This is a genomic window from Nonomuraea cavernae, assembly GCF_040655715.1.
In the GTDB taxonomy this organism is placed as follows: Bacteria; Actinomycetota; Actinomycetes; order Streptosporangiales; family Streptosporangiaceae; genus Nonomuraea; species Nonomuraea cavernae_A.
In genome coordinates, this window is the sequence record NZ_JBFAKL010000004.1 from 49,298 (window position 1) to 73,238 (window position 23,941).

22 protein-coding genes are annotated in these 23,941 nt (G+C 70.2%); 12 read left to right on the forward strand and 10 right to left on the reverse strand.

Features of this window, described 5'->3' with window-relative positions:
- The first annotated feature begins 4 nt into the window (after positions 1-4).
- The 3 genes from brxD to AB0I38_RS07230 all read left to right on the forward strand — a co-directional run bounded on the left by brxD (position 5) and on the right by AB0I38_RS07230 (position 5,145).
- Positions 5-1,318 (forward strand): BREX system ATP-binding protein BrxD, encoded by a 1,314-nt coding sequence (brxD, locus tag AB0I38_RS07220; protein WP_358463362.1) that lies wholly within the window; start codon positions 5-7, stop codon positions 1,316-1,318.
- Positions 1,318-3,492, forward strand: a complete 2,175-nt coding sequence (locus tag AB0I38_RS07225; RefSeq protein WP_358463365.1) for a DEAD/DEAH box helicase — start codon at positions 1,318-1,320, stop codon at positions 3,490-3,492. Before brxD ends, AB0I38_RS07225 begins: the two co-directional genes overlap by 1 nt.
- Positions 3,493-3,822: 330 nt before the next feature.
- Positions 3,823-5,145 carry a PP2C family protein-serine/threonine phosphatase gene (locus AB0I38_RS07230; protein WP_358463368.1) on the forward strand — a complete coding sequence of 441 codons (1,323 nt, stop codon included), beginning with the start codon at positions 3,823-3,825 and terminating at the stop codon, positions 5,143-5,145.
- Between the two features lie 90 nt (positions 5,146-5,235).
- Here AB0I38_RS07230 and AB0I38_RS07235 read toward each other — a convergent pair whose 3' ends face one another.
- The 6 genes from AB0I38_RS07235 to AB0I38_RS07260 all read right to left on the reverse strand — a co-directional run bounded on the left by AB0I38_RS07235 (position 5,236) and on the right by AB0I38_RS07260 (position 10,308).
- Positions 5,236-5,943 (reverse strand): DUF4097 family beta strand repeat-containing protein, encoded by a 708-nt coding sequence (locus tag AB0I38_RS07235; RefSeq protein WP_358463371.1) that lies wholly within the window; start codon positions 5,941-5,943, stop codon positions 5,236-5,238.
- 108 nt (positions 5,944-6,051) lie between these two features.
- Positions 6,052-6,444: a hypothetical protein gene (locus AB0I38_RS07240; protein WP_358463374.1), complete on the reverse strand. Its 393-nt coding sequence runs from the start codon at positions 6,442-6,444 to the stop codon at positions 6,052-6,054.
- Positions 6,445-6,564: 120 nt separating this feature from the next.
- Positions 6,565-7,419, reverse strand: a complete 855-nt coding sequence (locus AB0I38_RS07245) for an LLM class flavin-dependent oxidoreductase (protein WP_358463377.1) — start codon at positions 7,417-7,419, stop codon at positions 6,565-6,567.
- 111 nt (positions 7,420-7,530) lie between these two features.
- The gene (locus AB0I38_RS07250; RefSeq protein WP_358463380.1) at positions 7,531-8,361 is read right to left on the reverse strand and encodes a GNAT family N-acetyltransferase; all 831 of its coding nucleotides are present in this window, start codon (positions 8,359-8,361) and stop codon (positions 7,531-7,533) included.
- A 113-nt stretch (positions 8,362-8,474) separates the two neighbouring features.
- Positions 8,475-8,822: an STAS domain-containing protein gene (locus tag AB0I38_RS07255; RefSeq protein ID WP_358463382.1), complete on the reverse strand. Its 348-nt coding sequence runs from the start codon at positions 8,820-8,822 to the stop codon at positions 8,475-8,477.
- A 34-nt stretch (positions 8,823-8,856) separates the two neighbouring features.
- Positions 8,857-10,308 (reverse strand): LCP family protein, encoded by a 1,452-nt coding sequence (locus AB0I38_RS07260; protein ID WP_358463385.1) that lies wholly within the window; start codon positions 10,306-10,308, stop codon positions 8,857-8,859.
- 80 nt (positions 10,309-10,388) lie between these two features.
- Here AB0I38_RS07260 and AB0I38_RS07265 point away from each other — a divergent pair, with 80 nt between their 5' ends.
- On the forward strand, positions 10,389-11,408 hold the full coding sequence (locus AB0I38_RS07265) for a glycosyltransferase family 2 protein (protein WP_358463388.1): 1,020 nt from the start codon (positions 10,389-10,391) through the stop codon (positions 11,406-11,408).
- A gap of 16 nt (positions 11,409-11,424) precedes the next feature.
- Here AB0I38_RS07265 and AB0I38_RS07270 read toward each other — a convergent pair whose 3' ends face one another.
- The gene (locus AB0I38_RS07270; protein ID WP_358463391.1) at positions 11,425-12,699 is read right to left on the reverse strand and encodes a bifunctional cytidylyltransferase/SDR family oxidoreductase; all 1,275 of its coding nucleotides are present in this window, start codon (positions 12,697-12,699) and stop codon (positions 11,425-11,427) included.
- 106 nt (positions 12,700-12,805) lie between these two features.
- Between AB0I38_RS07270 and AB0I38_RS07275 the strand changes: the two genes are divergently transcribed.
- From AB0I38_RS07275 to AB0I38_RS07300, 6 genes are all read left to right on the forward strand, one after another.
- Positions 12,806-14,260, forward strand: coding sequence for a CDP-alcohol phosphatidyltransferase family protein (locus AB0I38_RS07275; RefSeq protein WP_358463394.1), 1,455 nt, complete (start codon positions 12,806-12,808; stop codon positions 14,258-14,260).
- On the forward strand, positions 14,257-14,880 hold the full coding sequence (locus AB0I38_RS07280) for a DUF5941 domain-containing protein (RefSeq protein WP_358463397.1): 624 nt from the start codon (positions 14,257-14,259) through the stop codon (positions 14,878-14,880). The genes AB0I38_RS07275 and AB0I38_RS07280 overlap by 4 nt, the downstream gene beginning before the upstream one ends.
- A 78-nt stretch (positions 14,881-14,958) precedes the next feature.
- On the forward strand, positions 14,959-15,693 hold the full coding sequence (locus AB0I38_RS07285) for a phosphocholine cytidylyltransferase family protein (protein WP_358463400.1): 735 nt from the start codon (positions 14,959-14,961) through the stop codon (positions 15,691-15,693).
- 27 nt (positions 15,694-15,720) lie between these two features.
- Complete coding sequence (locus AB0I38_RS07290) at positions 15,721-16,761, forward strand: iron-containing alcohol dehydrogenase family protein (protein WP_358464135.1); 1,041 nt, start codon at positions 15,721-15,723, stop codon at positions 16,759-16,761.
- The gene (locus tag AB0I38_RS07295; RefSeq protein ID WP_358463403.1) at positions 16,739-17,506 is read left to right on the forward strand and encodes a CDP-alcohol phosphatidyltransferase family protein; all 768 of its coding nucleotides are present in this window, start codon (positions 16,739-16,741) and stop codon (positions 17,504-17,506) included. Before AB0I38_RS07290 ends, AB0I38_RS07295 begins: the two co-directional genes overlap by 23 nt.
- Before the next feature lie 180 nt (positions 17,507-17,686).
- Positions 17,687-18,571: a glycosyltransferase family 2 protein gene (locus AB0I38_RS07300; protein ID WP_358463406.1), complete on the forward strand. Its 885-nt coding sequence runs from the start codon at positions 17,687-17,689 to the stop codon at positions 18,569-18,571.
- A 59-nt stretch (positions 18,572-18,630) separates the two neighbouring features.
- Here the strand turns inward: AB0I38_RS07300 and AB0I38_RS07305 are convergent, their stop codons facing one another.
- Complete coding sequence (locus AB0I38_RS07305) at positions 18,631-19,344, reverse strand: acetoacetate decarboxylase family protein (protein ID WP_358463409.1); 714 nt, start codon at positions 19,342-19,344, stop codon at positions 18,631-18,633.
- 104 nt (positions 19,345-19,448) lie between these two features.
- Here AB0I38_RS07305 and AB0I38_RS07310 point away from each other — a divergent pair, with 104 nt between their 5' ends.
- Positions 19,449-19,892: an RNA polymerase sigma factor gene (locus AB0I38_RS07310; RefSeq protein WP_358464138.1), complete on the forward strand. Its 444-nt coding sequence runs from the start codon at positions 19,449-19,451 to the stop codon at positions 19,890-19,892.
- Positions 19,889-20,824, forward strand: a complete 936-nt coding sequence (locus AB0I38_RS07315; protein WP_358463412.1) for a hypothetical protein — start codon at positions 19,889-19,891, stop codon at positions 20,822-20,824. The genes AB0I38_RS07310 and AB0I38_RS07315 overlap by 4 nt, the downstream gene beginning before the upstream one ends.
- Before the next feature lie 46 nt (positions 20,825-20,870).
- Here AB0I38_RS07315 and AB0I38_RS07320 read toward each other — a convergent pair whose 3' ends face one another.
- Together AB0I38_RS07320 and AB0I38_RS07325 are read right to left on the reverse strand one after the other, a co-directional pair.
- Complete coding sequence (locus tag AB0I38_RS07320) at positions 20,871-21,992, reverse strand: acyltransferase family protein (RefSeq protein WP_358463415.1); 1,122 nt, start codon at positions 21,990-21,992, stop codon at positions 20,871-20,873.
- A gap of 276 nt (positions 21,993-22,268) precedes the next feature.
- Complete coding sequence (locus AB0I38_RS07325) at positions 22,269-23,879, reverse strand: LCP family protein (protein ID WP_358463418.1); 1,611 nt, start codon at positions 23,877-23,879, stop codon at positions 22,269-22,271.
- Positions 23,880-23,941 lie beyond the last annotated feature (62 nt).

Genomic DNA, 23,941 nt, shown 5'->3' on the forward strand with positions numbered 1-23,941 from the left:
CGACGTGAGCTCCACCAGATCCGCCCAGGTCAGCGCCGCGCGACGGCGCACGGTGATCGACGCGCTGCGGCGCGGCGCCGTGCCGGAGAGCGGGCTCGACCTGCTCGCCACGGGCCTGGGCCGGTTCGAGGCGGCGCTCGACGCCGAGCTGGACGCCGTCGCCACCGGCGGAGCGGTGTTCAAGGCGGTCAGAGGAGAGTACGGCTCCGGCAAGACGTTCTTCTCCCGGTGGCTCGGTGAGCGGGCCAGGAGACGCAACTTCGCGGTCGCCGAGATCCAGATCTCCGAGACCGAGACGCCGCTGCACAAGCTGGAGACCGTCTACCGGCGGCTGACCGAGCGGCTCACCACCGCCAGTTTCCCGCCCAGCGCGTTGCGGCCGGTGGTGGACGCCTGGTTCTACGCGCTGGAGGAGGACGCGCTCGCCGACGGGGCCGGCGAGGACGAGCTGCCCGGCGAGGTGGAGAAGCTGCTGGCCGCACGGCTGGCCGAGGTGTCACGGCAGGCCCCGGCCTTCGCGACCGCCCTGCGCGGCTACCGGGCCGCGCTGCTCGGCGGGGACGACACGACGGCGGCGGCCGTGCTGGCGTGGCTCGGCGGGCAGCCCCACGTCGCGGCGACCGCCCGCCGGTTCGCCGGGGTGCGTGGCGACCTCGACCACTTCGGGGCGTTCGGCTTCCTACAGGGGCTGCTGACCGTGTTGCGCGACAGCGGGCATCCCGGGCTGCTCGTCGTGCTGGACGAGGTCGAGACCCTGCAACGGGTGCGCTCCGACGCTCGCGACAAGGCGCTCAACGCGCTGCGGCAGCTCATCGACGAAGTGCACTCCGGGCGCTTCCCCGGCCTCTACCTGGTGATCACCGGCACTCCGGCCTTCTACGACGGGCAGCAGGGCGTGCAGCGGCTCGCGCCGCTGGCGCAACGGCTGGCGACCGACTTCACCACCGACCCGCGCTTCGACAACCCCCGGGCGGTGCAGCTCCGGCTGCCCGGCTTCACCCAGGAGTCCCTGGTGGACCTGGGGCTGACCATCCGTGACCTGTACACGGCCGGCGCCTCCGAACGGGTCAAGGCCGTCGCCGACGACGCGTACGTCGCCGACCTCGCGCGGGCGGTCGGCGGGGCGCTCGGCGGCCGGGCCGGCGTGGCGCCCCGGCTGTTCCTGAAGAAGCTCGTGGGGGACGTGCTCGACCGGATCGACCAGTTCGAGGACTTCGACCCCCGGCGTCACTACCGGCTGACGCTGGCGAGCGACGAGCTCACCGAGACGGAGCGCAACCTCGCCGCCTCGGCGGACGACGTCGACCTGGACCTGTGATGGCCGATCCGGTGGAGCGGCTGGACCCGGTCGTCCTGCACCACGTCGTCAACACCCTCGGCTGGCCCGACCTCCGCCCGTTGCAGCGGGCGGCCATCCAACCGCTGATGGACGGCGACGACGCGGTGCTGCTCGCCCAGACCGCCGGAGGAAAGACGGAGGCGGCCTGCTTTCCGCTGCTGTCCGCGATGAGCGTCCAGCGCTGGACCGGACTGTCCGTGCTGTACGTGTGTCCGCTCAAGGCGCTGCTCAACAACCTCGTCAGCCGGATCGACTCCTACGCCCAGTGGCTGGGGCGCCGGGCCGCGCTCTGGCACGGCGACATCCGTGAGTCGCAGCGGCAGCGGCTCCGTACCGATCCGCCGGACATCCTGCTCACCACCCCCGAGTCGCTCGAAGCGCTGCTGATCGGGGTGAAGACCGACCACGCGCACCTGCTGGGAAAGGTGCGAGCGGTGGTCGTGGACGAGGTGCACGCCTTCGCCGGCGACGACCGCGGCTGGCACCTGCTGGCCGTGCTGGAACGACTGGAACGGGTGACCGGGCACTCCATCCAGCGCATCGGTCTGTCGGCCACCGTGGGCAACCCTCGGGAGTTGCTCACCTGGTTGCAGGGGGCACACGCCGGGAAGCGAGCCGGGCGGGTGATCGCCTCCGAGATGCCGCGCACGGTCCCGCTCGACTCCGGCGCCCCCGACTCCGGCACTTCAGGCTCCGGCTCTACTGATTGCGTCCCGCCCGGCGAGGTCGAACTCGACTACGTGGGCTCGCTGGCCAACGCCGCGAAGCTGATCACAGCACTCCATCGTGGCGAGAAGCGGCTGGTGTTCTGCGACTCGCGGCGACAGGTGGAACAACTGGGCGCGGCCCTGCGCGACCGCGAGGTCACCGTGTTCCTGTCTCACGCCTCGCTGGCCGCCGAGGAGCGGGCGCGGTCGGAAAGGGCCTTCGCGGAGGCGCGTGACTGCGTGATCGTGTCGACCTCGACCCTCGAACTCGGCATCGACGTGGGGGATCTGGACCGGGTCATCCAGATCGACTCGCCGCACACCGTCGCGTCGTTCCTGCAACGCATCGGGCGGACCGGGCGACGCGCCGGCACCGTACGCAACTGCTTGCTGCTCGCGACGCGAGGCGAGAGCCTGCTCCAGGCCGCGGGCCTGCTCCTCCTGTGGGGACGGGGCTGGGTGGAGCCGGTGATCGCGCCGCCCGAACCCCGTCATCTGGTCGCCCAGCAGCTCCTCGCCGTCACCCTCCAGCGGCGTACGATCGGTGATCGGCTGTGGCCGGCGGAATGGAACGGCCTTGCTCCCTTCGACCGCTCGGCGGAGCCCATTCTCCGCCACCTGATCGGCGCGGGATTCCTCGACCTGGACGCCGGCATGTTGTTCATCGGTCCCGAGGCTGAGCGGCGGTTCGGACGGCGTCACTTCATCGAGCTGACCGCGTCCTTCACCGCACCACCGCAGTTCACGGTGCTGGCCGGGCGTCGGGAGATCGGGCAGGCCGACGTGTCGGTGCTGACCGAGGAGAGGCCCGGCCCGCGTCTGTTGCTCCTCGGCGGCCGTAGCTGGCGGGTGACCTTCATCGACTGGGCGCGCAAGAGGGCTTTCGTCGAACCGGCCGAACGCGGAGGCGTGGCCAAGTGGACCAGCGGCGGGGTCAGCGGGTTGTCGTACGCCCTGTCGCGCGCCATGCGGGAGGTGCTCCTGGGCGCCGATCCGCCGGTGTCGTTGACCCGCCGGGCTCAGGACCGTCTTGCCGAATGGCGTCAGGAGGAGGCCCCCGGCGTCGTGCACCCCGGGGGAACACTGGTGACCCGGACCGGCGACGACGTGCGGTGGTGGACCTGGGCCGGGTACCGAGCCAACGCCACACTCGCCGCGACACTGCCCTCGATCGCCGATCCGGTCCAGCGGCCGACGGACTTCTCCGTCCGGCTGCGGGAGGACCTGACTCCCTCAGCCTGGCACGAGGCCCGAGCCAGGGCGGGCGACGGCGAGCTGCTGGTGTTGCCCGACGTCGATCGCCGCGCCGTCCACGGGCTGAAGTTCGGCGCCGTTCTACCGGAACGGCTGGCGGTCGCCACGGTAGCCGCTCGGCTGGCCGATTTCGAGGGCGCACGTGCCGCCCTGACCGAGCCGGTTCGCCTGCACTTCGCCTCACCCCGCTGACCGGCTCGCAAGAGATCAGGCAACGCGCTCAGAGCCCGGCTGCGCGCTCTGGACGGGTCCGGAATCGTGGGAGTTCGACTCCGTCGCATGGGACAGGGGGCGGACAGGAGGTTCGCCGCGCCCATGCCGGAACGCGAACCTGGCGACGAACTCAGCTCCGATCTGGCCATATTTTTTCCGCTTCCGAGGTAACGGATGAAGCGGTAATTTCTTCTCATCGCGAATTTTCTTGTGATTCGATGAGCGGTGTTTTGTAGCCAACTGGAGGGCGACGTCCCGGTGAATCCTGGTTTCCTGATCAAGGACCCTCGCAGTCGTATCGAGTTACGGTTGAGTGCTGCCGCCTCCTCGCAGGAGCGGCTCGCGTTCCTCAATGACGCGAGTACGCGCATCGGCAGCACTCTTGACCTGGCTCACACCTGCCGCGAGGTCCTGGACGTCGCCGTGCCGAGGTTCGCCGACACCGGCGGGATCATGGTCCAGGAGCGGCTCATCACCGAGGGAGAGTTCCCCGTCCGGCCCAAGGACGGCTCCGCGCTGGTCCGGCGCGTGGCCACCGCCGTGGCGGTCGACAACCCCTGGGACTGGAACACCGCCTTTCCGGTCGGCGAGGTCGCGGTCTACCCGCCGTTGCTGCCGCAGGGGCAGGCCATGGCCACCGCCAAGACCGTGCTGGTGCCGAGGCTGGAACAGGTCGTCGGCGACGAGAACGCCCAGGCGTTCGGCCGCCCGATCATCGCCCGGCTCATGCCCGGCTGCTCGTTCCTCGTCACGCCGCTGGTCGCCCGTGGCAATGTGCTCGGGTTCTTCGTGCTGGTACGCCGGGAGTCCAGCGAGCCGTTCCAGGACGGCGACGTCGCGCTCGCGGAGGAGCTCGCGGCGCGCACCGCGATCTGCATCGACAACGCCCGGCTCTACGGCCGTGAGCGGCGCACGGCGCTCACCTTGCAGAGCGCCCTGCTCCCGAGCCTCCTTCAGGAGTCTCCGGGCCTGGAGATCGGCTACCGCTACCTGCCCGCCGGCGACCTGGCTCACGTGGGCGGCGACTGGTTCGACGTGATCCGGCTTTCGGGCGACCGTACGGCGCTCGTCGTCGGCGATGTCATGGGCCACGGCATCCGGGCCGCGGCGACGATGGGCCAGCTGCGGACCGCCACCCAGACCCTGGCCAGTCTCGACCTGGACCCGGGTGAGCTGCTGTTCCGGCTGAACCGGGTGGCTCAACAGCTCGACGCCGACCAGCTCGCGACCTGCGTCTACGCGACGTACGACCAAGCGACCGGGGCCCTCGCGATCGCCAGTGCGGGGCACGTGCCGCCCGTGCTGGTCAGGCCGAACGGCCTGGCCGAGATCGTCCCGGTCGTGCCGGGGCCGCCCCTCGGAGTCGGCGGCGAGCGCCTGGAGATCTGCGAGGCCACCATGCCCGCCGGCGGCATGCTCGCCCTCTACACCGACGGGCTGGTGGAGACCCGCGACCGGAGCATCAGTGACGGCATCGCCGACCTGTGCTCGCTGCTGACCGGTCCACCACGGGGGATCGAGCAGCTCTGTGACCTGATCGTCAAAGCCCAGCGTCCGGCTGACAAACGGGACGACATCGCTTTACTCCTTGCCAAGGCGATACCGGTGGAGCAAACCGCCCCTCTTTGTTAGCGCATTCGGGGTGAAGCGCGGTTTGTCGCCCCGCGTAGCGGCTTTTGCCGATGGAAACGGGGAGCACGGCATTCGTGTCTCGATATCAGGTCATTTCGCGATTATTCGGACATCGCCGGAGGTGCTTTTCGCGATGACGGCGTTGTCGCTCTTGGTGTTCTTGAGTTGGGACCGCACCTTGCCGTGCGTGCTCTTGGCCGTGACCCGGTAGGCGCCGTCCGGGACCGTGGCGGTGACCCGCCCCTCGCGGGACACCGCGTCCACCTTGGACGGCGGCACGGCGAACGAGAGATTGATCGACCCGCTGGCGGTCCGGACCCGGACGCTGGGCGATTTGAGCCGGTCGCCCGCGATCACGCTGTCCTCGACCAGCAGCCGCAACCTGCCCGACGTGCCGTACGCCCTGATCGGCCCAGAGGCCGACACGTCAATGTCCTGAGGCAGCCCGTCGAGGACCACCCCCTCGCTGGCCTCGATCACGAGTCGGGTCCCGGATGGCACCCTGACGTGGTAGCGGGCGCCACAGTCGCCGACGATCATCGTGCAGTCGGCGCTCAGCCGCAGCGTGCCGTCCCTCAGCGACCAGGACGTGTTGCCCTCCTGGGCCGCCTTGCCCTTGGCCCACCGGTCCACCCGGATCTCCGTGCCGGTGCCCGGTAGGACGCGCAGCCCGCCCAGTGACGACGCGATGGTGAGCCGGTCACCGGAATGCTGGAAGGTCCGGCCGTCGTGCACCTCCTCGGCGTCCAGCCCGCATCCGCCCGCCATCCCCAGCGCGACCAGAACCGCGCTTGCCATGATTCGCCTCATGCCGTAAATCCTGGTCCGGCGCGGGGGAGCCGCCATCGGTCATCCGGCCGACCCGCCTCCGCCGTTCGGCCGCTCCGGCCCGCCTGTACGGGCGCGTCAGCGGCGGCCGTACAGGCGGTCCAGATCGACCAGTTCCGTGTCTGCCCGGCAGGCAGCCGCCTCGATCAGGTCGGGGGTGAATCCCGTCGCCGAGAACAGGGCGAGAACGGTCTCGGTCGTGTCGTGGCCTTCCCGGGAGAGCAGGGCGCGGATGCCGTCGAGCCGTTCGAGATCGGGCACTCCGCGGCGCGCGATCGTGGCCTTGGCCTCGCCGATGAGGCGAACCAGCCTGCCGTCCATGGCGATCACGTCGATGTCGTGCTTCGCGCGCCCCGAGTCGTCCTGGACGCTCCCGAAGCCGACCTCGCCGAACCCCGCCGGCCGGCCGAGCTCGTCGGGCGCGAAGCGGTGCACCCAGTCTCGGGCGAGTTCCTCGAAGTGAGGGCCCATGATGTCAGAGCGGAAGGCAGGCGAGGCCGCCCGCCACACCGGCTCGACCCGACTCAGCTCCAGTTGGCTCAGATAGGGCGCGGTGATGAGGCGGTCGAACCGATGAGATCGCGCCGATCTTCAGAGGGCGGCCAGCAGTCCTCGTACGTGCGACAAGGGGTCAGAGCCCAGGGGGCGCACCACCACGGTGGACACGCCCGCCTTCCACAGCTCCCTCACCTGGGCGGCGGCCTCGGCGGGCGAGCCCGAGGCCGTGACCACCTCGTCGGGCGGCAGCCCCAGGAACGCGGCCTGGTCCTCGATGGCGGCCCGCATGACCTCGCGGGCGTCGTCGCCCAGGCACAGGTGGACGAAAGCCACCAGCTCGTGCCCGTCCGGCGGGTCGATGTGCCCGAGGATCGATGGGAGCTGCCGGGGCCCCAGCCCTTCGGGGATGATCGTGCCCTGCGCCAGCCGGCCCGACAGCGCCAGCGAGCGAGGGCCGACCACCCCGGCCAGCAGCGGAGGCGGCTCGGCGGGCGGGTGGACGAGGGAGACGCCGTCGAGTCGCACGTGACGGCCGCGCATGGTCACGGTCTCGCCCCTGAGCAACGCCTGGACCGAGGTGATCGTCTCCTCCAGCAGGGACAGCGGGGACGACACGGCGGCCCCCGCCTGCCGCATCCACGCGGGCACCCCGTGCCCGATGCCCGCCGCGAGCCGGCCGGGATGCAGGCGGGCGAGATTGCCCAGCTCCATGGCCAGCAGCGCCGGGTTGCGCAGGGGAGCGGGCGTGATGCCGATGCCCACGCGCAGCCGCGAGGTCATGGCCAGCGCCGTCGCCGCCGAGGAGATGGCGCCCGTCCACCCGAGGTCCTCCACCACCCACAGATCGGACACCCCGTCGGCGGCGTCGAGCTCGCGGGCGAAGGGCACGAGCCCCTCCGGCGGCAGCCCACGGTCGAACATCACGCCCAGCCTCATGCCTGGCTTCATGCCTGACTTCCCATCTGACTTCACGATCGCCTCCAGCGGCCTGCGTCGAGTTTCACGGCACCCGCCAACGACACGCGCTCGCCTCTCACGGCGTCCTCACGCGCCCGCCTCTCACGGCGTCCTCCAGTAATAGCGGAACACGCGGCCGACCTCGGAGTAGCCGGCCCGCAGGAAGGCCGCCGCGGTCGGGGTGTTGGCAGTGTCGGTGGCGGCGACGATGCGTTCGAGGCCCGCCTCGGCGAGGGTGCGGGTGCCCTTGGCCAGCAGGTCGTCGACGTAGCCCTGGCCGCGGTGCTCGGGCACGACCCCGATGTAGGCGATGGAGTGGTCGTCGGGCGCCACCAGGCCCACGGGGGAGTCGCCGAGGTAGCCGATGACGAACCAGCCGGGCTTGGCCTTGCGGTTGACCAGGTCGTCGTACATCCATCGAGCCTCGTGCTCGGCCCCCTCGGTCGCCACCTCGACCTGCGTGTCGTAGTCGAGGGAGCCGTGCGAGATGCGTACCAGCAGGTCGAGCACCTCGGCCGGATCCAGCCGCCGGGCGGCGACGTATCGCAGCCTGCCCGGATCCTCGGGCAGGTCACTGCCGGCCTGCCATTCGAGCATCAGCCGCTCGACCTCCATCACGAACCCGGCCGCCGTCAGGGCCTCGTGCTCGACGGCTCGGTCGACCGTGGGGATCAGCCCAGGAGGGAGGGCGATGTCATGGATGATCTTGTGCAGTCCCATCGCCGTCAAGCTGCCCCGCAGCAGGCGGGCAGCCGTCTCCGGATCGGGACCGGGATCGAACTGCCAAGTGATCACCGGGTCCGCGTCGCGGAAGGGGGCCCAGAACGCGAGCCGCGCCGAGCCTTCCGTGAAGCACCATTCCGGCCGGGTCCTGCCCTCTTCGCAGGCGGCGACCAGCTGGGATCGGGCGGGCTCGGGGAACTGATCGAACAACGTGAAAGCCTCCCACCTGAAGGGGCTCTCCCGGGGCTCTACGAGGCCGGAGGGAGGTGCGCATCGACTGACATGACCATCGTCTCGCACACCACCGTCTCCTCGTGCGGGGCCTAGGCCGCCGCGCCGAGCGCCGTGCGCGCGTCGTCCATCGAGGCGCTCGTCTCGAAGTGACGGTCGAGGTTGGTGATCGTCAGCAGGTGGCTGATCATGCCGGGGTCCAGCACCAGGATCATCCGGCCGTGCCGGCGCTGGACCTGGTTGAGGCCGGCGACCAGCACGCCGAGCCCCACGGAGTCGCAGAACGGAACCTCGGTCAGGTCGAGGACGACATGGAGCGGGTAGGCCAGGGCGAGGGCGTGATCGAGCTCCGCCCGCAGGCGGGGGGCGCCCGCCGCGTCGAGGTCTCCGACCACGCGGAGCACTGTGCACGAATCCTCTCGCCAACAGCTGACCACCATGGGTGTGACGTGCCCGTAGGCGGGATCATTATGCCTATTTTTTACAGATGTTCTGGGTTGCCGTCTTGGTCTCCGGTGTAGCGCCGGCGGACGGCTTTGCGGTCGGCGTGGACGTCGCTGAAACTTTCTTGATCTTCGGCTGGTCGCTGCCGACGATCACCTCGATGCCGTTGATGTCGGCCTCGCGCAACTCGGCCCCCGGGATGGCGGCGGCGACCGTGCGGGCCGAGTCGTCGCGATCGGGTCCGTAGCGGATGAGTGTCTTCTTGTGGTCCTTGCGCTTGGTGTTGCCCGGCTCGCCGGGAACCACGAACCCGGCCGCGACCAGGGCCGTCTTGCTGCGTGCGCCGAGCCCGGTGATGAGCGTGCCGTTCTTGACCACGAGCGAGATGCGCTCCGGTGGGATCGTGAGGGCGGTCGGCTTGGGGGAGGCCGAGGCGCTGGGAGAGGGGGTGGGCTCGGCCAGGTCCTCGTCGGCGGCGATCCGGGCGAACATGTCACGCGCCGCGTCCTTGTCCCACAGCACCGCGGACTCACCGGTCGGGGTCTTGAAGTCGACGTTGGACAGCGGCACGTCGGCGAACTTCACGTCGTTCAGGGAGACATCCCTCAGCTGGGTGGCGAGACCCATCAGCCCGTCGTCGGGATCGACCTTGACGGTGCGCAGCGTGGAGTTGACGAACGAGGCCAGCCGGGCCGGGTTGGCCAGCGTGCCGGCGCTCAGCGCGCGGTCGAGCATCGCCGAGATGACCTGCTGCTGCCGGTCGATGCGGTCGAGGTCGGAGCGGGCGGTGGCGCGGGTGCGGGCGTAGCCGAGGGCCTGCGCCCCGCGCAGCTCGTGGGTGCCGGCGGCGAGGGTGAGCCCGGTCTTGGGGTCGTTGATCGGCACCGGGGTGCACACCGTCACCCCGCCCAGCGAGTCGACGACGTCGATGAAGCCGAGGACGTTGACCTCGATGTAGCGGTTGATCCGCAGCCCGGTGGCGTGCTGCACGGCCTGGACCGCGAGCTTCGGGCCGCCGAACTGGTAGGCCGAGTTGATCTTGTGCTCGCCCTGGCCGGGGATGGTCGTCCAGGTGTCGCGGGGCAGGCTCACCACGGTGATGCGGGTGTGGTCCTCGGACAGGCGGATGACCATCATCGTGTCGGTGCGCTGGCCCGACTCGCGGCCGAGCTTGAGTTGGTTCTGCTGCTTGCGGGTGAGGTCGTCGCGCTTGTCGATGCCGACGAGCAGGATGTTCATCGCGCCGCGCGGCGCCGACTCGGCCACGCCGGCGTCGACCGAGCCGATCTGCCGGGGAGTCGCCCACACCACGCCGGTGCCGACCAGCACTCCGGTGGACAACAGGCCGGCGATGATCACATTTCGGCGACGGGCCCTGGCGCCTTTGCCACGCCTTCGCCGGCGACCGCCCGCGAGCCTGACGCCGCCGTAGGCGTCGCCGCCCACGTGCACCCCAGCGTCCTCCTCGCCCGGGTCGCGCATCCCGTCCCCCTCTGTGCTGCCGGAGGATCGGGCCTTCGATTGCCCTCCTCCCCTGCTCGTACAGTAGCGTGAGCCCCGCCATGAAGCAGTTCCCCGACTCGCCGCACGCGCCAGCGGAGACGCATAGCTGGCCGCCCATCTCCGTCGTCATGCCGGTCCTCAACGAGGAGCGGCACCTACGCGAGGCCGTGTCCCAGGTCCTCGCCCAGAGCTATCCCGGCGAGATCGAGGTCGTCCTCGCCGTGGGGCCCTCACAAGACCGCACCCAGGAGGTCGCCGAGGCCATCGCCCGGGCCGACCCCCGGGTCGTCGTGGTGCCCAACCCGACGGGCCGCACCCCCAACGCGCTCAACGCCGCGATCGCCGCCTCCCGCAACGGCATCATCGCCAGGGTCGACGGGCATGCCATGCTGCCCTCCGACTACCTGCGCGTCGCGGTCGAGACGCTGAAGGAGACCGGCGCCGACAACGTGGGCGGAGTGATGGCCGCCGAGGGCGTCACCGCCTTCGAGAAGGCCGTGGCCTGCGCCATGACGTCCAAGATCGGCGTCGGCGCGGCGGCCTTCCACGTGGGCGGCACGGCCGGCCCGGCGGACACGGTCTACCTGGGGGTGTTCCGCCGCACGGCCCTCGACCGGGTCGGCGGCTACGACGAGCACTTCCAGCGGGCCCAGGACTGGGAGATGAACCACCGCATCCGCCAGACCGGCGGGCTGGTGTGGTTCCAGCCGCGGATGCGGGTCTCCTACAGGCCCCGGCCCAACGTGAAGGCACTGGCCAAGCAGTACTTCCACTACGGACGCTGGCGCCACGTGGTCTCACGCACCCACGAGGGCACGATCAACCTGCGCTACCTCGCACCGCCCGCGGCGGTGCTGGCGATGGCGCTCGGCCTGGTCGTCGCGCCGTTCTTCCCGCTGTCGCTGATCGTCCCGGGCGGCTACGCGCTGGCCATCCTCGCGGGCTCGCTCCTGACCAGCAGCGGGTATCCGGCGGCGGTCAAGCTCAGGCTCCCCCTCGTGTACGCCACCATGCACGTCTCCTGGGGCTGGGGCTTCCTGACGAGCCCGCGCGAACTCGCCCGCCCACCAGGTTCGTGAGACCGGGCGGCGCCGGTCAGGCGCCGCCCGTCACCCGCCCGGTGAGGCCGGAGACCAGGATGTCGAGCCAGGTCTGAGCCGGCGCTCCGGGGTCGACGCAGTTGACCCGGACCCCTTCGCCGGCCCACTCGGCGGCCAGGGCCCGGGTCAGGTCGGCGACCGCGGCCCGGGCCGAGGAGCAGAGGCTGTGGCCGGTCTCGCCTTCGGTGTGGCCGTGGGTGCCGAGCAGCAGCCCGCCCCGCGTCTCGCGCAGGTGGGGGTGGGCGGCGCGGGCCACGTTGACCGGGCCCAGGTAGCCGGTCCGCAGGGTCTCGTCGGCGGCGTCGGCGAGACCGCCCAGGTGCGGGACCTCCGGTGCGTAGACCACGTGGTCGATCCGCCCCACCGTGGCCAGTGCCTTGACGACCGCGTCGTGGTCCTCGACGCGCACCTCCCCGGCGAACACGTGCGTCCGCGCCCCCGCCCGCTCGGCCAGGAGCGCCAGGTCGCGCCCGGGGCCGAAGACGACCACGGTCGCACCGTCCAGGCCGGCCCGCCGGCCCGCCGGCCCCGGCGCGGGCACGCCGGCGTCGGCCAGGTGGAAGAGCCGTTCGGCGATGTGCAGGTCGTCGGGGTGGGTGACCTTCATGTTGCGCTCGCTGCCCGGCACGATGTGGATCGGCACGTCCGGCAGGTAGCGCAGCACCACGCCGCAGTCGTCGGTGGCGGGCCGCCGCTCGAATTCGGGGTCGGCGAGGGCCCGTTCGTAGGCTTCACGGATGACCGACAGCCGGAAGCACTGCGGGGTCTGGGCGCGCCTCAACAGCGACCTGTCAAGGACGTCGCCGATGATCTCGCCGTGCGGCCCCGGAGCGGCGACCAGGATCGTGTCGGAGCTCGGGATGGCCACCTCGACGGCCGTGTGGGTCTGGAGGGCCTGGACACACGCGGTGATGATCCGGGGCTCCAGGAGGGGGCGTACGGCGTCGTGCAGGAGCACGTCGCACTCCCGGGGGCCGAGCGCCCGCAACGCCCGCCAGGTGCTCTCCGTGCGGCTCGCGCCGCCGTCGACGATCTCGCCGACCTTGCCGAAACCGCGGCGCTCGACGATCTCCCGCACCTGGTCGGCGTAGCCGGGCGTCATCAGCACCACGACCTCGTCGATCTCCGGCGAGCCGTCGAACACGGCCAGGGTGTGCTCCAGGATGGATCGTCCGGCGATCGGAATGAGCTGCTTGGGCATGCCGCGCCCGACACGCTGGCCGACACCGCCCGCCAGAACCACGCCCACAGTGGACAACCGGGAATTCATACGGCGAGCGTAACGGCCCGGTTCCGTGTTATCGCGTCGCCCTGTCGCTACGCTGTGTCCACGCACTCCCTCGCGACCGGGAGGACCTGCGCTTTTGACCGACTCCATGACGCGTGCCAGCGCGACCACCTCGGTGGTGCTGCTCGCCACGACCCCGGCCTGCCGGCTTTCCTGCGGCGACGGCACCCTGCTCGACCGGATCAACGACCAGCTCGCCACACTTCCCGTCCGTGACGTCCACGTGGTCTCGCCCGGCGACGGGCTCGGCGACGGGCTCGGCGCCGACCTGCGCGTCGTCGCCAAGATCACGAGGAGTGCCACGGGCACCGTCGTGCTGCTCCCGGCCGACCTGGTGGCGCACACCGAGGCTCTCGCGTCCCTGGTGGAGGATCCGTCTCGCGCCACGATGGCGCTGGTCTCCCACGACCCCGTCGAGGGCCCGTTGCGGCCGCCCGTCCGCGACGACAACGGCGTGGTCGGCGCTTCAGGTAGCTCCTTCCACACGGTTCCCGAGGCCAACGCCACGTTCCGGGGCGTGCTCCAGGTGAGCGAGGCCGATCTCGCCACGCTGGCCGACCTGGCCGAGGAGCTGGCCGACCTGGCCGAGACGGGCAAACTCGGGCCCGTCACCACGGTCGAGGCGATCGACCTGCTGCTGGTCGGCCTGGTGCGGTCCGGCGTGCGAGTGCGCGCCATCCGGCTCGGGTCCCTGCACGCCGACCGCGTCACCGGTCAGTCCTCCGCCGAGGCGGCGATCGACAGGCTGGCCGAGGTGGACGAGACCCAGGTCCGGCTCGACGGCGCGATCAAGTCCCGCGACGGCTTCTTCGCCACCTACTTCGTCTCGTCCTGGTCACGCCACCTGGTGCGGCCCGCCGCCCGGCTCAAGCTCACGCCCAACTCCGTCACCGGCATCTCGGTCGCGCTGGCCGTGCTGTCGGCGGTCTGGTTCTCGGCGGGCGACCGCGCCGGGCAGATCTGCGGGGCGGTGCTGCTCTACCTGTCGTTCGTGCTCGACTGCCTCGACGGCCAGCTGGCCCGCTACACCCGTACGTTCTCGCCGCTCGGCGCGTGGGCCGACGGGATGGCCGACCGGCTGAAGGAATACGTCGTCTACGTCGGTCTGGCCTTCGGCTACGCCGCCGGCGTGCCGTCCGGTGCGGGCGGGCCCGAGGGCATCTGGTACCTCGCCGCCGCCGCGCTGCTCCTCCAGGTCGTACGCCACTCCATCGACTTCTCGTACGGCGGGGCGGTGGCCGACGCGAGGCGGGTCGGCGCGCTGTGGGCCAAGCCGGCGCGCTCCCTGCTGGAGCCGGCCGACGCGGCCCGCCACAACGCGCCGAGGCCGGGCGTGCTGCGGCTGGCCCAGCGGATGGAACGCGAGTCGATCACCCGCTGGGTCAAACGGATGATCGTGTTGCCGATCGGGGAGCGGATGGCGCTGATCGCGGTCACGGCGGCGCTGTTCAACGCCCGCGTGACGTTCGTGGCCCTGCTGGGGTGGGGCGGGGTGGCTGCGGCTTACCAGCTCGCCGGCCGGATTGCGAGGTCGGCCCGATGATCTCGGTGCACATGACGCCGGTTCCCGACAGCAAGGTCGTCACCTACCGCGACGACGGGCCGCTCTCACGCGGCATGGGCCTGCTCGTGGCGGGCCAGTTGCCGCCGCTTCCGCCGGTGATCGCCGGGACGTTCGTCACCGGTGTGCTGCTGCTGCTCGGCGTGGCCGGGTCCGACGGCATCGCGTTCTTCGCGCCGCTCGTGACGCTGCTGCTGGCCGGACCGGGCAGCTCCCACCCGCACGACGGCCGGTTCGACTGGCTGGTGCCGCCGATCCTGCGGATGATCGAATACTCGTTCATCGCGGCCTGCGGCTTCGCCCACGACGTGCATCCGGCGTTGATCTTCCTGCTGCTCGGCGCGCTGACCTTCCATCACTACGATCTGGTCTACCGGTTGCGCCAGCAGGTCTATCCGCCGCCCTGGTTGTCGACGGCGGCACTCGGCTGGGACGGCCGGATGCTGGTGATCTCGCTGGCCGCCGTCGCCGGCTTCATGACCGGCGGGTTCGTGCTGCTCGCGGTCTATCTGTGGGCGTTGTTCGGCTGGGAGAGTCTCACCTGCTGGCTCGCCTCGCCCCGCTCCAGGGTGGAAGCCACCCCACCGGTCGCGCCAGACTAGGGGTTTGATTACCCGCGAAGGGGTCAAAGCCAACTAACCTTTGGCCCTACGTAGTCATGTTCGACTGAGGAGTGCACGTTGCTGGGAATGGTGCTGGCCGCTGGAGCCGGAAGACGTCTGCGGCCCTACACCGACACGCTGCCCAAGGCGCTCGTGCCGGTCGACGGTGAGACGACGATCATGGACATCTCGCTGCGCAACCTCGCCGCGGTCGACCTGCGCGAGGTGGTGGTCGTGATCGGTTACGCGGCGCAGGCCGTACACGACCGCAAGGAGGAGCTGGAGCGGCGCCACGGCGTCAAGCTCACGCTCGTGCACAACGACAAGGCCGAGGAGTGGAACAACGCCTACTCCCTCTGGTGCGCCCGCGACTACTTCGCGCAGGGCGCGCTGCTCGTCAACGGCGACACCGTGCACCCCGTCTCGGTCGAGAAGACGCTCCTGTCGGCCCCTGAGACCAGCGACATCCTGCTCGCGGTCGACGACGTCAAGAAGCTGGCCGACGAGGAGATGAAGGTGACCCTCGACGACGGCGGCGCGCTCAGGCGCATCACCAAGCTGATGGACCCGGCCGAGGCCCACGGCGAGTACATCGGAGCCACCCTGATCCGGCCGAGCGCCGCCGAGGGCCTGGCCGACGCGCTGCGAGCGACGTTCGAGCGCGACCCGCAGCTCTACTACGAGGACGGCTACCAGGAGATGGTCGACCGTGGCGCGCGGATCCACGTGGCGCCGATCGGCGAGGTCGACTGGGTCGAAGTGGACAACCACGACGACCTGGCGAAGGCTCGCACCATTGCCGTCCGCTACTGAGGAGGCGGGATGCCGCTTCTAGCGCGAATGTTGCCCGCGCCCCTGACCATGTCGGTCAGGCGTGGCGCGGTGGCGCAACTCGGGGCCCTGCTGGCCGACAGCCGGGTCGCGACGTCCGGCCGGGTCGCGGTCGCCGTCGGCCCCGGCCAAGGTGACCACATCGAGGGCCTGATCGCGCCCACTCTGGGGGAGGCCGAGGTCTTCAGAGTGGCCGACGGGTCGGTCGACGCGGCCGTCTCGCTCGGCGCCGACCTGCGCAAGGGCGCCTACGAGGTGGTCGTGGGCGTCGGCGGCGGGCGCACCATCGACGCGACCAAGTACGCCGCGTCGCTGGCGGGCATCCCGATGGTCGCCGTCGCCACCAACCTGTCCCACGACGGCATCTGCTCGCCCACCGCGTCGCTGGTGTACGAGGGCGGCAAGGGCACGTTCGGCGTGCCGATGCCGCTGGCGATCCTGGTCGACCTCGACTTCGTGCAGTCCGCACCCCGGGTGCTGGTCAGGGCGGGCGTCGGCGACGTGGTCAGCAACCTGTCGGCCATCGAGGACTGGCAGCTCGGCAACGTCGAGCACGGTGAGCCCATCGACGGGCTGGCCTGCTCGATGGCGCGCACCGCCGCCGAGGCGCTGATGGGCCGCGCCGACTCCATCGAGTCCGACGCCTTCCTCATCGTCCTGGCCGAGGCACTGATCCTGTCGGGCATGTCGATGGTGATCGCGGGCTCGTCCCGGCCCGCGAGTGGCGGAGATCATGAGATCCTGCATGCCGTGGATCAGCTCTTTCCCGGCACCTCCAACCACGGCGAGCTCGCCGGCATCGGTGCCGCCTTCTGCTTCTCCCTCCGGCAGGACACCGCCAGGCTGGCGCAGGTGACCGGCTGCCTGCGCCGGCACGGGCTGCCCGTCGTCCCCGCCGACATCGGGCTGACCAACGCGCAGTTCGCCGAGGCCGTGGCGCTGGCTCCGTCGACCCGTCCCGGCCGTTACACGATCCTGGAGCACCTGAACATGGGCGACACCGAGATTCGCGATCGGGTGGAGGACTATGTCCGGGCCGTCGGTCGCTGAGCTCCGGCGGGTCGCGCAACCCGCGGGCCATCTCGACCGCAGAAACGGCGAGCACTGGGCGGGCGTCCTCTACATGCGCAGGATGTCCATCTATGTCACCTGGTGGCTGACCAGGACACCCGTCACGCCCAACCAGCTCACCTGGGTGATGACGGTGGCCGGGGTGGTGGCAGGGGTCGTGCTCGCGCTGCCCGGCCTCTGGGCCGCCGCGCTCGCCGCGCTGCTCGTGCAGGTCTACCTGCTGCTCGACTGTGCCGACGGAGAGCTGGCCCGCTGGACCGGCAAGACCTCGCTGGTCGGCGTTTACCTGGATCGCGTCGGCGCCTACTTCGCCGAGGCCGCGGTGCTCGCCGGGCTGGGCTGGCGAGCGTCGGCCGTCCTGCCCGACTGGTACACCGTGCTGGGGTTCGCCGCCGCTCTCGGCGCGATCCTCATCAAGGCCGAGACCGACCTGGTGGACGTGGCACGGGCCAAGGGCGGCCTGCCGGCCGCCAGCGAGGCGTCCGTGGGGCAGTTCCGCTCCGGCCTGCTGGGGCTCGGCAGGCGGGTGCTGTCGGCCACGAAGTTCCACCGGATCGTGCAGCCGATCGAGTTGTCCCTGCTCGCTCTGGTGGCCGCGGTGATCGACGCGGTGGCCGGCGATCTCATGGCCACTCGGGTGTTGCTCGTCGCCTGTGTGGTGGCGGCGGCCCTACAGGTCGTCCTGCATCTGGTCAGCATTCTCGCGTCGAGACGGCTCGGGTGATTCGATGCCGGAACCGTCAGCGGCCCCCGTCCGTCGTACTGATCGGACCTCCACGGTTCGGTGGGGGTTCACTATCGGTTCCGATACGCTTAGCTCCACCAATATCAGGAAATCCAGCAGACTCGGTGATCATGAAAGAATGCTCCGCCCGTGCTCTCGACGCGTCAGGACGATGATTCGTTGAAGATCTCGTGCGTCATCCTCACCATGGGCAACCGGGTCGCGGAGCTGAACCGGGCGGTCGAGTCCGCGCTCAACCAGGTCGACGGCGACGTCGAAGTGGTGATCGTAGGCAACGGCGCCGACGTGCCCGCGGTGTCGGCGACGCCACCCGAAGGCTCGGCCGCGACCGTGAAAACGATCCGGCTCGACAGTAACACCGGCATTCCGGCCGGCCGCAACCGCGGTGTCGAGGAGTGCTCGGGCGACGTCGTGCTCTTCCTCGACGACGACGGCTGGTACGCCAACCAGAAGGTCGTCTCGCACGTCCGAGACCGCTTCGCCACCGAGCCCGACCTCGCGGTGATCTCCTTCCGGGTGATGGATCCCGAGGGCGGCACGGGCCAGCGCCGCCACGTCCCCCGCCTGCGCGCGGGCGACCCGCAGCGTTCCTCGCCGGTCACCACGTTCCTCGGCGGCGCCTCGGCCATCCGGCGCTCGGCCTTCCTGCAGGTCGGCGGGCTCCCCGAACGCTTCTTCTACGCGCACGAGGAGACCGACCTGGCCTGGCGGCTGCTGGGCGAGGGCTACCGGATCGAGTACGACGCCGAGACGGTCATGTACCACCCGCAGGTCCCGCCGACGCGCCACGCGGAGTTCTACCGGCTCAACGCCCGCAACCGCGTGTGGCTGGCCCGCCGCAACCTGCCGTGGCCGCTGGCGGCCCTCTACCTGCTCGACTGGGTCGTGCTCACGCTCATTCGCGAGCGGGGCTCCGGTGTCGCGCTCAAAGCCTGGTTCACCGGCTTCTTCGAGGGGCTCCGCACACCCGCCGGAGAGCGCCGTCCGATGGCCTGGCGGACGGCCTGGCGCATGGTCAAGCTCGGCCGCCCGCCGATCGTCTGACGTCGACAGCATGACGTCCACAGCATGACGGCTACGGCCTGACCTCTGCAGCCTGACGGCTACAGAGGTTCCGCGCCGCCGAACGTCATCGTGACGTGCGCCACCGTCGAGCTGAACAGGGCGCGTTTCGGCAGGCCCAGCTCGCTCAGCTCCTTGGCGACCGGGTGGTTGCCGAGCCGGATCAGCGCGCCGCCCGGTCGTACCCGCACCCCGCGTGCCTGGACCGACCACGGCACGCGGCGCGTCACCCCCTCCTGGTGGGTGAAGGCGTCGAGCGGCATCATCGCTCCGGACCCGATCACCGGCACGCCGGGTTTGAGCAGCATGTCGAGCACCAGCCGGCCGTCCTTACGGACGATGCACCGTTTGTACGGCGAGTCGAGCCGCAACTCGATGTCGGCCAGTTCCTTCGGGAAGCCCCAGATGGTGCGCCCCGCCTCCAGCGTGAACCGCTGGTCGACGGGGAGCCAGTGGATGAACACCCCGGCCTGCCGCAGATCGCCCAGACCGGGGGAGCTGATCGAGCCGGGCGGCCGGATCAGGAACGCCACGCCGAACTCGTGGTAGGTGTCGAGGTCGCCGTCGAGGTAGTCGACGAACGTCAGCGCGCAGATGGCCTTGCCGGGGAGGATCTCGGCCACGTCCAGCCCTGAGTAGGCGATCACCGCCCTGGCGGCGTCGGCGCGCACGGGATACATCGCGCTGCAGACGCTGGCGTCTCTCACCCGGACAGGCATGCTGACCGTGCGTCCCTGGATCAGATGCGATGCCATGCGTCCAGTACATCAATCGGGAAGGGTTGTGACCATTCCTTTCCGGTTCGCGTCTGGTCTGGTGTGACAATCGCTAGAACGCGGAGGGCGACATCATCGAGGAGCTGTACCGCGAGCACTGGCCGCTCGTGTGCGGGTTCCTCCTACGCCGGACCCGCGACCCCCACCTGGCCGAGGACCTCGCGCAGGAGACCTTCGTCAAGGCGACCCGGGCCCTGCTCGGCTGGCGGGGCGAGAACGCCGCCGCCTGGCTGCTGGCCATCGCGTGCAATGTCCTGTTCGACCATGTCCGGCGCAGCCGCCGCGAGCTGGCGCTGCCCGATCCGGACGAGCTCGGCGTGCCGCCGCTGCACATCGAGGCCCTGGACGTGCGCGACGTTCTGGACCGGCTGCCCGAGCGGCACCGCAGGCTGCTCACGCTGGTCTACCTCGAAGGTTTCTCGATGGTGGAGGTGGCCGCGATGACCGGCAGGAACCATTCGACGATCAAGACCGCGGTGTGGCGAGCCAGAGCCGCGTTCGCCGACAGTTACGGAGCCTCCCGATGACCACAGATGAGATGACCGAAGGCGATCTGCCGCCCATGCCGGACTTCGACCCCCGAAGGACCCGCCGGGCGGTCCGCAGAGGCCTGGTGCGGACCACCTCCATGGTGCTGGCCGCCCTGACCGTCGTCGCGCTGGCGGCGACGCTCGGCTCGACCGCGGTGCAGAAGCGCGGCGACCGGCAGCAACGGATGACCGACGTGCTCGGCACCGCGTTCAAGATCTACAACCCGGCCTACAGCCTGTACACGGAGCACTGCTGCGACGCCACGCCGCTGTCGCTGTCGTTCACGGTGAGCGGCAGGCCGATCCGCGCCGCGGGCGGCTTCACCGGCTACGGCGGCTCCGGCTACACCATCACGCAGGACTTCTTCGGCCGGGTCGGCAGACTGCCGCTCGGCAACTCGGCCAACACCACGCTGAGCACCGCGCTGGCCAACGTCCGGACCGGAAACCAGCCGGCGGACAGCAGCCGGAAGGTGCTGGCCAGGCTGCCCGAAGAGCTCAACGCGCTGGCGGTCGTCGAGTTCGACCGGCCTCTCACCTCCGACGAGCTCGTACGCTTCGGCCGCGACCACGGCGCCTGCCCGGAGAAGGTCGTCTACGAACAGCGGCCGAGGGCGATCCCCATCACCTGGGGCCTGACCACGTGGGACAGAGCTCCGCTGCCGGACAGCGGCATGTGCTACGAGACGTCCCGGGACTTCGTGCGGGATTTCCGGGCCTGGACCGGGCTGTTGCGCGACCACGACGACGCCAACCTGCGCCACTTCGACCTGACCCTGGACCGGCTGCGCAAGGCGGCCGACGACGGGCTGGCGTACGCGTACGTGGACAACCTGGTCACGGTCGGGAAGCTGCGGAAGCTCATCGACGATCCGCGGGTTCGTACGGTCCGGGTGGCCGACGTGACCTACGACCTCGAACGGCACTAGACGGGCAGGGCCCGGGCCGGGGTGCCGAGCCCGGCCCAGCTCTCCATCAGGACGACGAAGCCCGCTTGGCCTGTCCGGAGGGGCGGCGGTACAGCCACGTCAGGCGAGGTTCGAGGACCCACTTGAACACCGTGCGCGTCTCGGGCAGGCACAGCACGATCGCCAGCGCGAAGCAGCTCGCGCTGATCGCCAGCACGCCGAGCGGCCCGTGCAGCCATGGGAACTCCAGCCAGCCCATCTCCTTGGCGATGAGGACGGGCACGCCGTGCAGCAGGTAGCAGTAGAGGGTGCGGGTGCCGAGGTCGGAGTACCAGGTCTCCTTGCGGGGGATCAGCGCCAGGACCGCGAAGCACATGGCCAGCGCGCAGGCCAGCAGCCCGGTGCGCACGCCGAGGCCCATCCACCAGGACAGGTCCATGTCCTGGTAGCTGTTCTTGTAGTAGAAGGGCTTCAGGCTCGCCTTGGGCGCGATGAAGACGGCCACGACGGCGGCGGCCCCCAGGACCACGCCCGAGAGGATCTTGATCCAGAGGCGGTTGAGCATCTCGAAGTGCTCGGGCTGCATCACCAGCCCGATGACGAAGAACGGCATCAGGCCGAAGAAGCGGTCCATGCTGAAGTCGCCCGAGATCTGCGAGAACCCGGCGAACAGGTAGATCGCGATCGCCACCGGGATCGGATATTTCATCCGCTTCCACACCGGCGTGGACAGCCGCCAGAACAGCAGCGCCAGCAGATACCAGTTGAGCCAGGCCGGATCGATGATCGTGAGAGACCACTTCTGGCCCAGCGAGAAGCGCAGCGCGGCGTAGCCGACCTCGACGATCACGTATGGGACGAGGAACGTGTCGACCAGTTTGTTGGTCTTCGCGTTGGAGTTCCAGAAGTTGCGGGACAGGTAGCCGCTGATGAGCACGAACAGCGGCATGTGGAAGGTGTAGACGAAGATGTAGAGCGTCTTGGCGGAGTCGGCGCCGAGCGTGGGCACCAGCGAGTGACCGATCACGACCAGCGCGATCAGGATGAACTTGACGTTGTCGAGGTAGGGGTCGCGCTTGCGCTTGGGCGGCTCGGGCTCCGGCTCGGCTTCGGGCCGCTCCTGCTCCTGGTCGCCCGGCCGCACTCCGTGTGGATCGGTCTGGTCGCCCCAGAGGGTCTGCTCGGGCAACGGCCAGCTGGCTCCCGTGCTGGCAGGGCCGGAGCTCTCGCCAGGGGCCTCCGGGCCTGCGGGAGGCGTGGCCGGGGGAGAGTGCTTGGTCTCAGACACTACGGAGTCGCTCAGCTTCGCTCGGGGCCGGGGGAACGCGACAACCGCCACGCCTGACGAAAACCCTTGACGACGCGGGCGAGAGGTGTCGCCGACCCGCATTACATTATCCCGGCCGGACAGGTCCTGTCTCTCGCCTCGGTCGTCAGACCCCTCTTACACAGGGAACTCGGAGGGTCAGGTGCAGACATTCTTCTGATCCGCGGTGATCGTGCTGTTATTGACGCTGTCGGGGAGCTTGGTCACCTTGACCGCCTTGAAGTCGCCGCCGACGATCAGCTGGATCACCGGCGTGCCCTTGGCCTTGGCCCCCTCGGAGGGCAGGGGCACCGGGGAGATGTAGGCGTCGGTGGTGGACGGGGTGATCTTGCCGGCCGTGGGCGCGGGCTTGGGGGTGACCATCCCGGCGAGCACGTTGGCGTAGTCGGCGCCGGTCGTGGCCCGCTTGGCGTAGCGGATCTGGGTGGTCGGCTGGGGCTGGCCGTCGGCGGCCGTGTAGTTGCCGACCCCGGTGACCTTGAAGCCCTGTTTGCTCAGCATGTCGGCGACTTCCTTGGCCTTGCCGAACGTGGTCGTGCCGTTGAGCACCTGGACCTGCACCTGCTCGGGCTTGATGGTGACCTTCGGCGCGGTGCTCGCCGACGGCTCGGGGGTGGGGACCTCGGTGTCGCTCTTGATCGCGTTGAACAGCTCGTTGGCGTCGGGCTGCTTCCACACCACGCGGTTTTCGTTCTCAGGGTCGGGCGTCCACGGGATCAGGGTGAACTTGACCCCGCCCGCGGTAATCTTCTGGGCGCTCTGCGCGATCTCGAGCAGCCGCTCGGGGTCCTCGGCCAGGTCGGGGTCCATGGTCACCGACTGGGCGGCGGCCTTGATGAAGCCGGGCAGCTTGGCCGGGTTGGTGAGCAGGTCGCCGCTGGTGGCCTTCTGCACCACCTTGGTGAGGAAGTTCTGCTGGCGCTTGATGCGCTGGATGTCGCTGCCGTCGCCGTACTTGCGCAGCCGTACGTAGCCGAGTGCCTGCTCGCCGTCGAGGAGGCTCTTGCCCGGGGGGAGCGTGAGCTTGGAGGCCTTGTCGTTGACGCCGGACTTGAGGCAGATCTCGATGCCGCCGAGCGCGTCGACGATGTTCTTGAAGCCGCTGAAGTCGACCTCGACGAAGTGGTTGATGCGGATGCCGGTGAGGGTCTCCAGCGTGGAGATGGTGCACGCGATGCCGCCCGAGTTGTAGGCGGAGTTGATCATGTCGCGGCGGGGCGGCATCTCCTGCTTCGTCGTCTCGTTCTTGCACCTGGGGATCTGCACCATCGAGTCGCGCGGGAAGCTGATCAGCCTCGCCTCGTCGCGGTTGGGCGAGATGTGCATGAGGATCATGGTGTCGGTGCGCTTGCCGCCGGCGTCGGCCTTTCGGGCCGTCTCCTGGCCGTATCTGGCGTTGCCGTCGCCCGCCCGGGTGTCGGAGCCGACCAGCAGCACGTTGAGCGCGCCGGTGTCCGCAGGCCGCGGGTTGATGATGTCCTCGTTGAGAGGCTTCTGTTTGATCTCGCCGAAGGCGTCGCGGTAGAGCGTGTAGCCGGTCAGGGAGCCGGCGACCATCAGGCCGGTGGTCGCGATGGCCACCCAGGCCAGGATCCGCATCTTGCCGTTGCCGTTGCCGCCGCCGCGGTGGCTGCGTGGCGGCGGGTCCTCGGGAGGAGGGGGCGACGCCGCCCGGCGGGTGCCGCGGTGGCCGGGATCGGTCTGGGCGGTCCTGCGGTCCGCCAAGGACGCGCTCCTGTAGTCGTTCATACGCCCCCTCGCCCAGTCCGTCGCGCGCCGGCTCGGTCTTCTTGCGCCACGAGACTAGGTCA

What these genes read in the sequence shown, in the direction of transcription:
- AB0I38_RS07240 (WP_358463374.1), bottom strand. Translation starts at nt 6,444, where the DNA reads ATGGGCCCTCACTTCGAGGAACTCGCCCGAGACTGGGTGCACCGCTTC.
- AB0I38_RS07270 (WP_358463391.1), bottom strand. Translation starts at nt 12,699, where the DNA reads ATGAATTCCCGGTTGTCCACTGTGGGCGTGGTTCTGGCGGGCGGTGTC.
- AB0I38_RS07275 (WP_358463394.1), top strand. Translation starts at nt 12,806, where the DNA reads ATGACGCGTGCCAGCGCGACCACCTCGGTGGTGCTGCTCGCCACGACC.
- AB0I38_RS07325 (WP_358463418.1), bottom strand. Translation starts at nt 23,879, where the DNA reads ATGAACGACTACAGGAGCGCGTCCTTGGCGGACCGCAGGACCGCCCAG.
- AB0I38_RS07315 (WP_358463412.1), top strand. Translation starts at nt 19,889, where the DNA reads ATGACCACAGATGAGATGACCGAAGGCGATCTGCCGCCCATGCCGGAC.
- AB0I38_RS07295 (WP_358463403.1), top strand. Translation starts at nt 16,739, where the DNA reads ATGTCCGGGCCGTCGGTCGCTGAGCTCCGGCGGGTCGCGCAACCCGCG.
- AB0I38_RS07305 (WP_358463409.1), bottom strand. Translation starts at nt 19,344, where the DNA reads ATGGCATCGCATCTGATCCAGGGACGCACGGTCAGCATGCCTGTCCGG.
- AB0I38_RS07235 (WP_358463371.1), bottom strand. Translation starts at nt 5,943, where the DNA reads ATGGCAAGCGCGGTTCTGGTCGCGCTGGGGATGGCGGGCGGATGCGGG.
- AB0I38_RS07265 (WP_358463388.1), top strand. Translation starts at nt 10,389, where the DNA reads ATGAAGCAGTTCCCCGACTCGCCGCACGCGCCAGCGGAGACGCATAGC.
- AB0I38_RS07260 (WP_358463385.1), bottom strand. Translation starts at nt 10,308, where the DNA reads ATGCGCGACCCGGGCGAGGAGGACGCTGGGGTGCACGTGGGCGGCGAC.
- AB0I38_RS07225 (WP_358463365.1), top strand. Translation starts at nt 1,318, where the DNA reads ATGGCCGATCCGGTGGAGCGGCTGGACCCGGTCGTCCTGCACCACGTC.
- AB0I38_RS07255 (WP_358463382.1), bottom strand. Translation starts at nt 8,822, where the DNA reads ATGGTGGTCAGCTGTTGGCGAGAGGATTCGTGCACAGTGCTCCGCGTG.
- AB0I38_RS07290 (WP_358464135.1), top strand. Translation starts at nt 15,721, where the DNA reads ATGTTGCCCGCGCCCCTGACCATGTCGGTCAGGCGTGGCGCGGTGGCG.
- AB0I38_RS07280 (WP_358463397.1), top strand. Translation starts at nt 14,257, where the DNA reads ATGATCTCGGTGCACATGACGCCGGTTCCCGACAGCAAGGTCGTCACC.
- AB0I38_RS07245 (WP_358463377.1), bottom strand. Translation starts at nt 7,419, where the DNA reads ATGAAGCCAGGCATGAGGCTGGGCGTGATGTTCGACCGTGGGCTGCCG.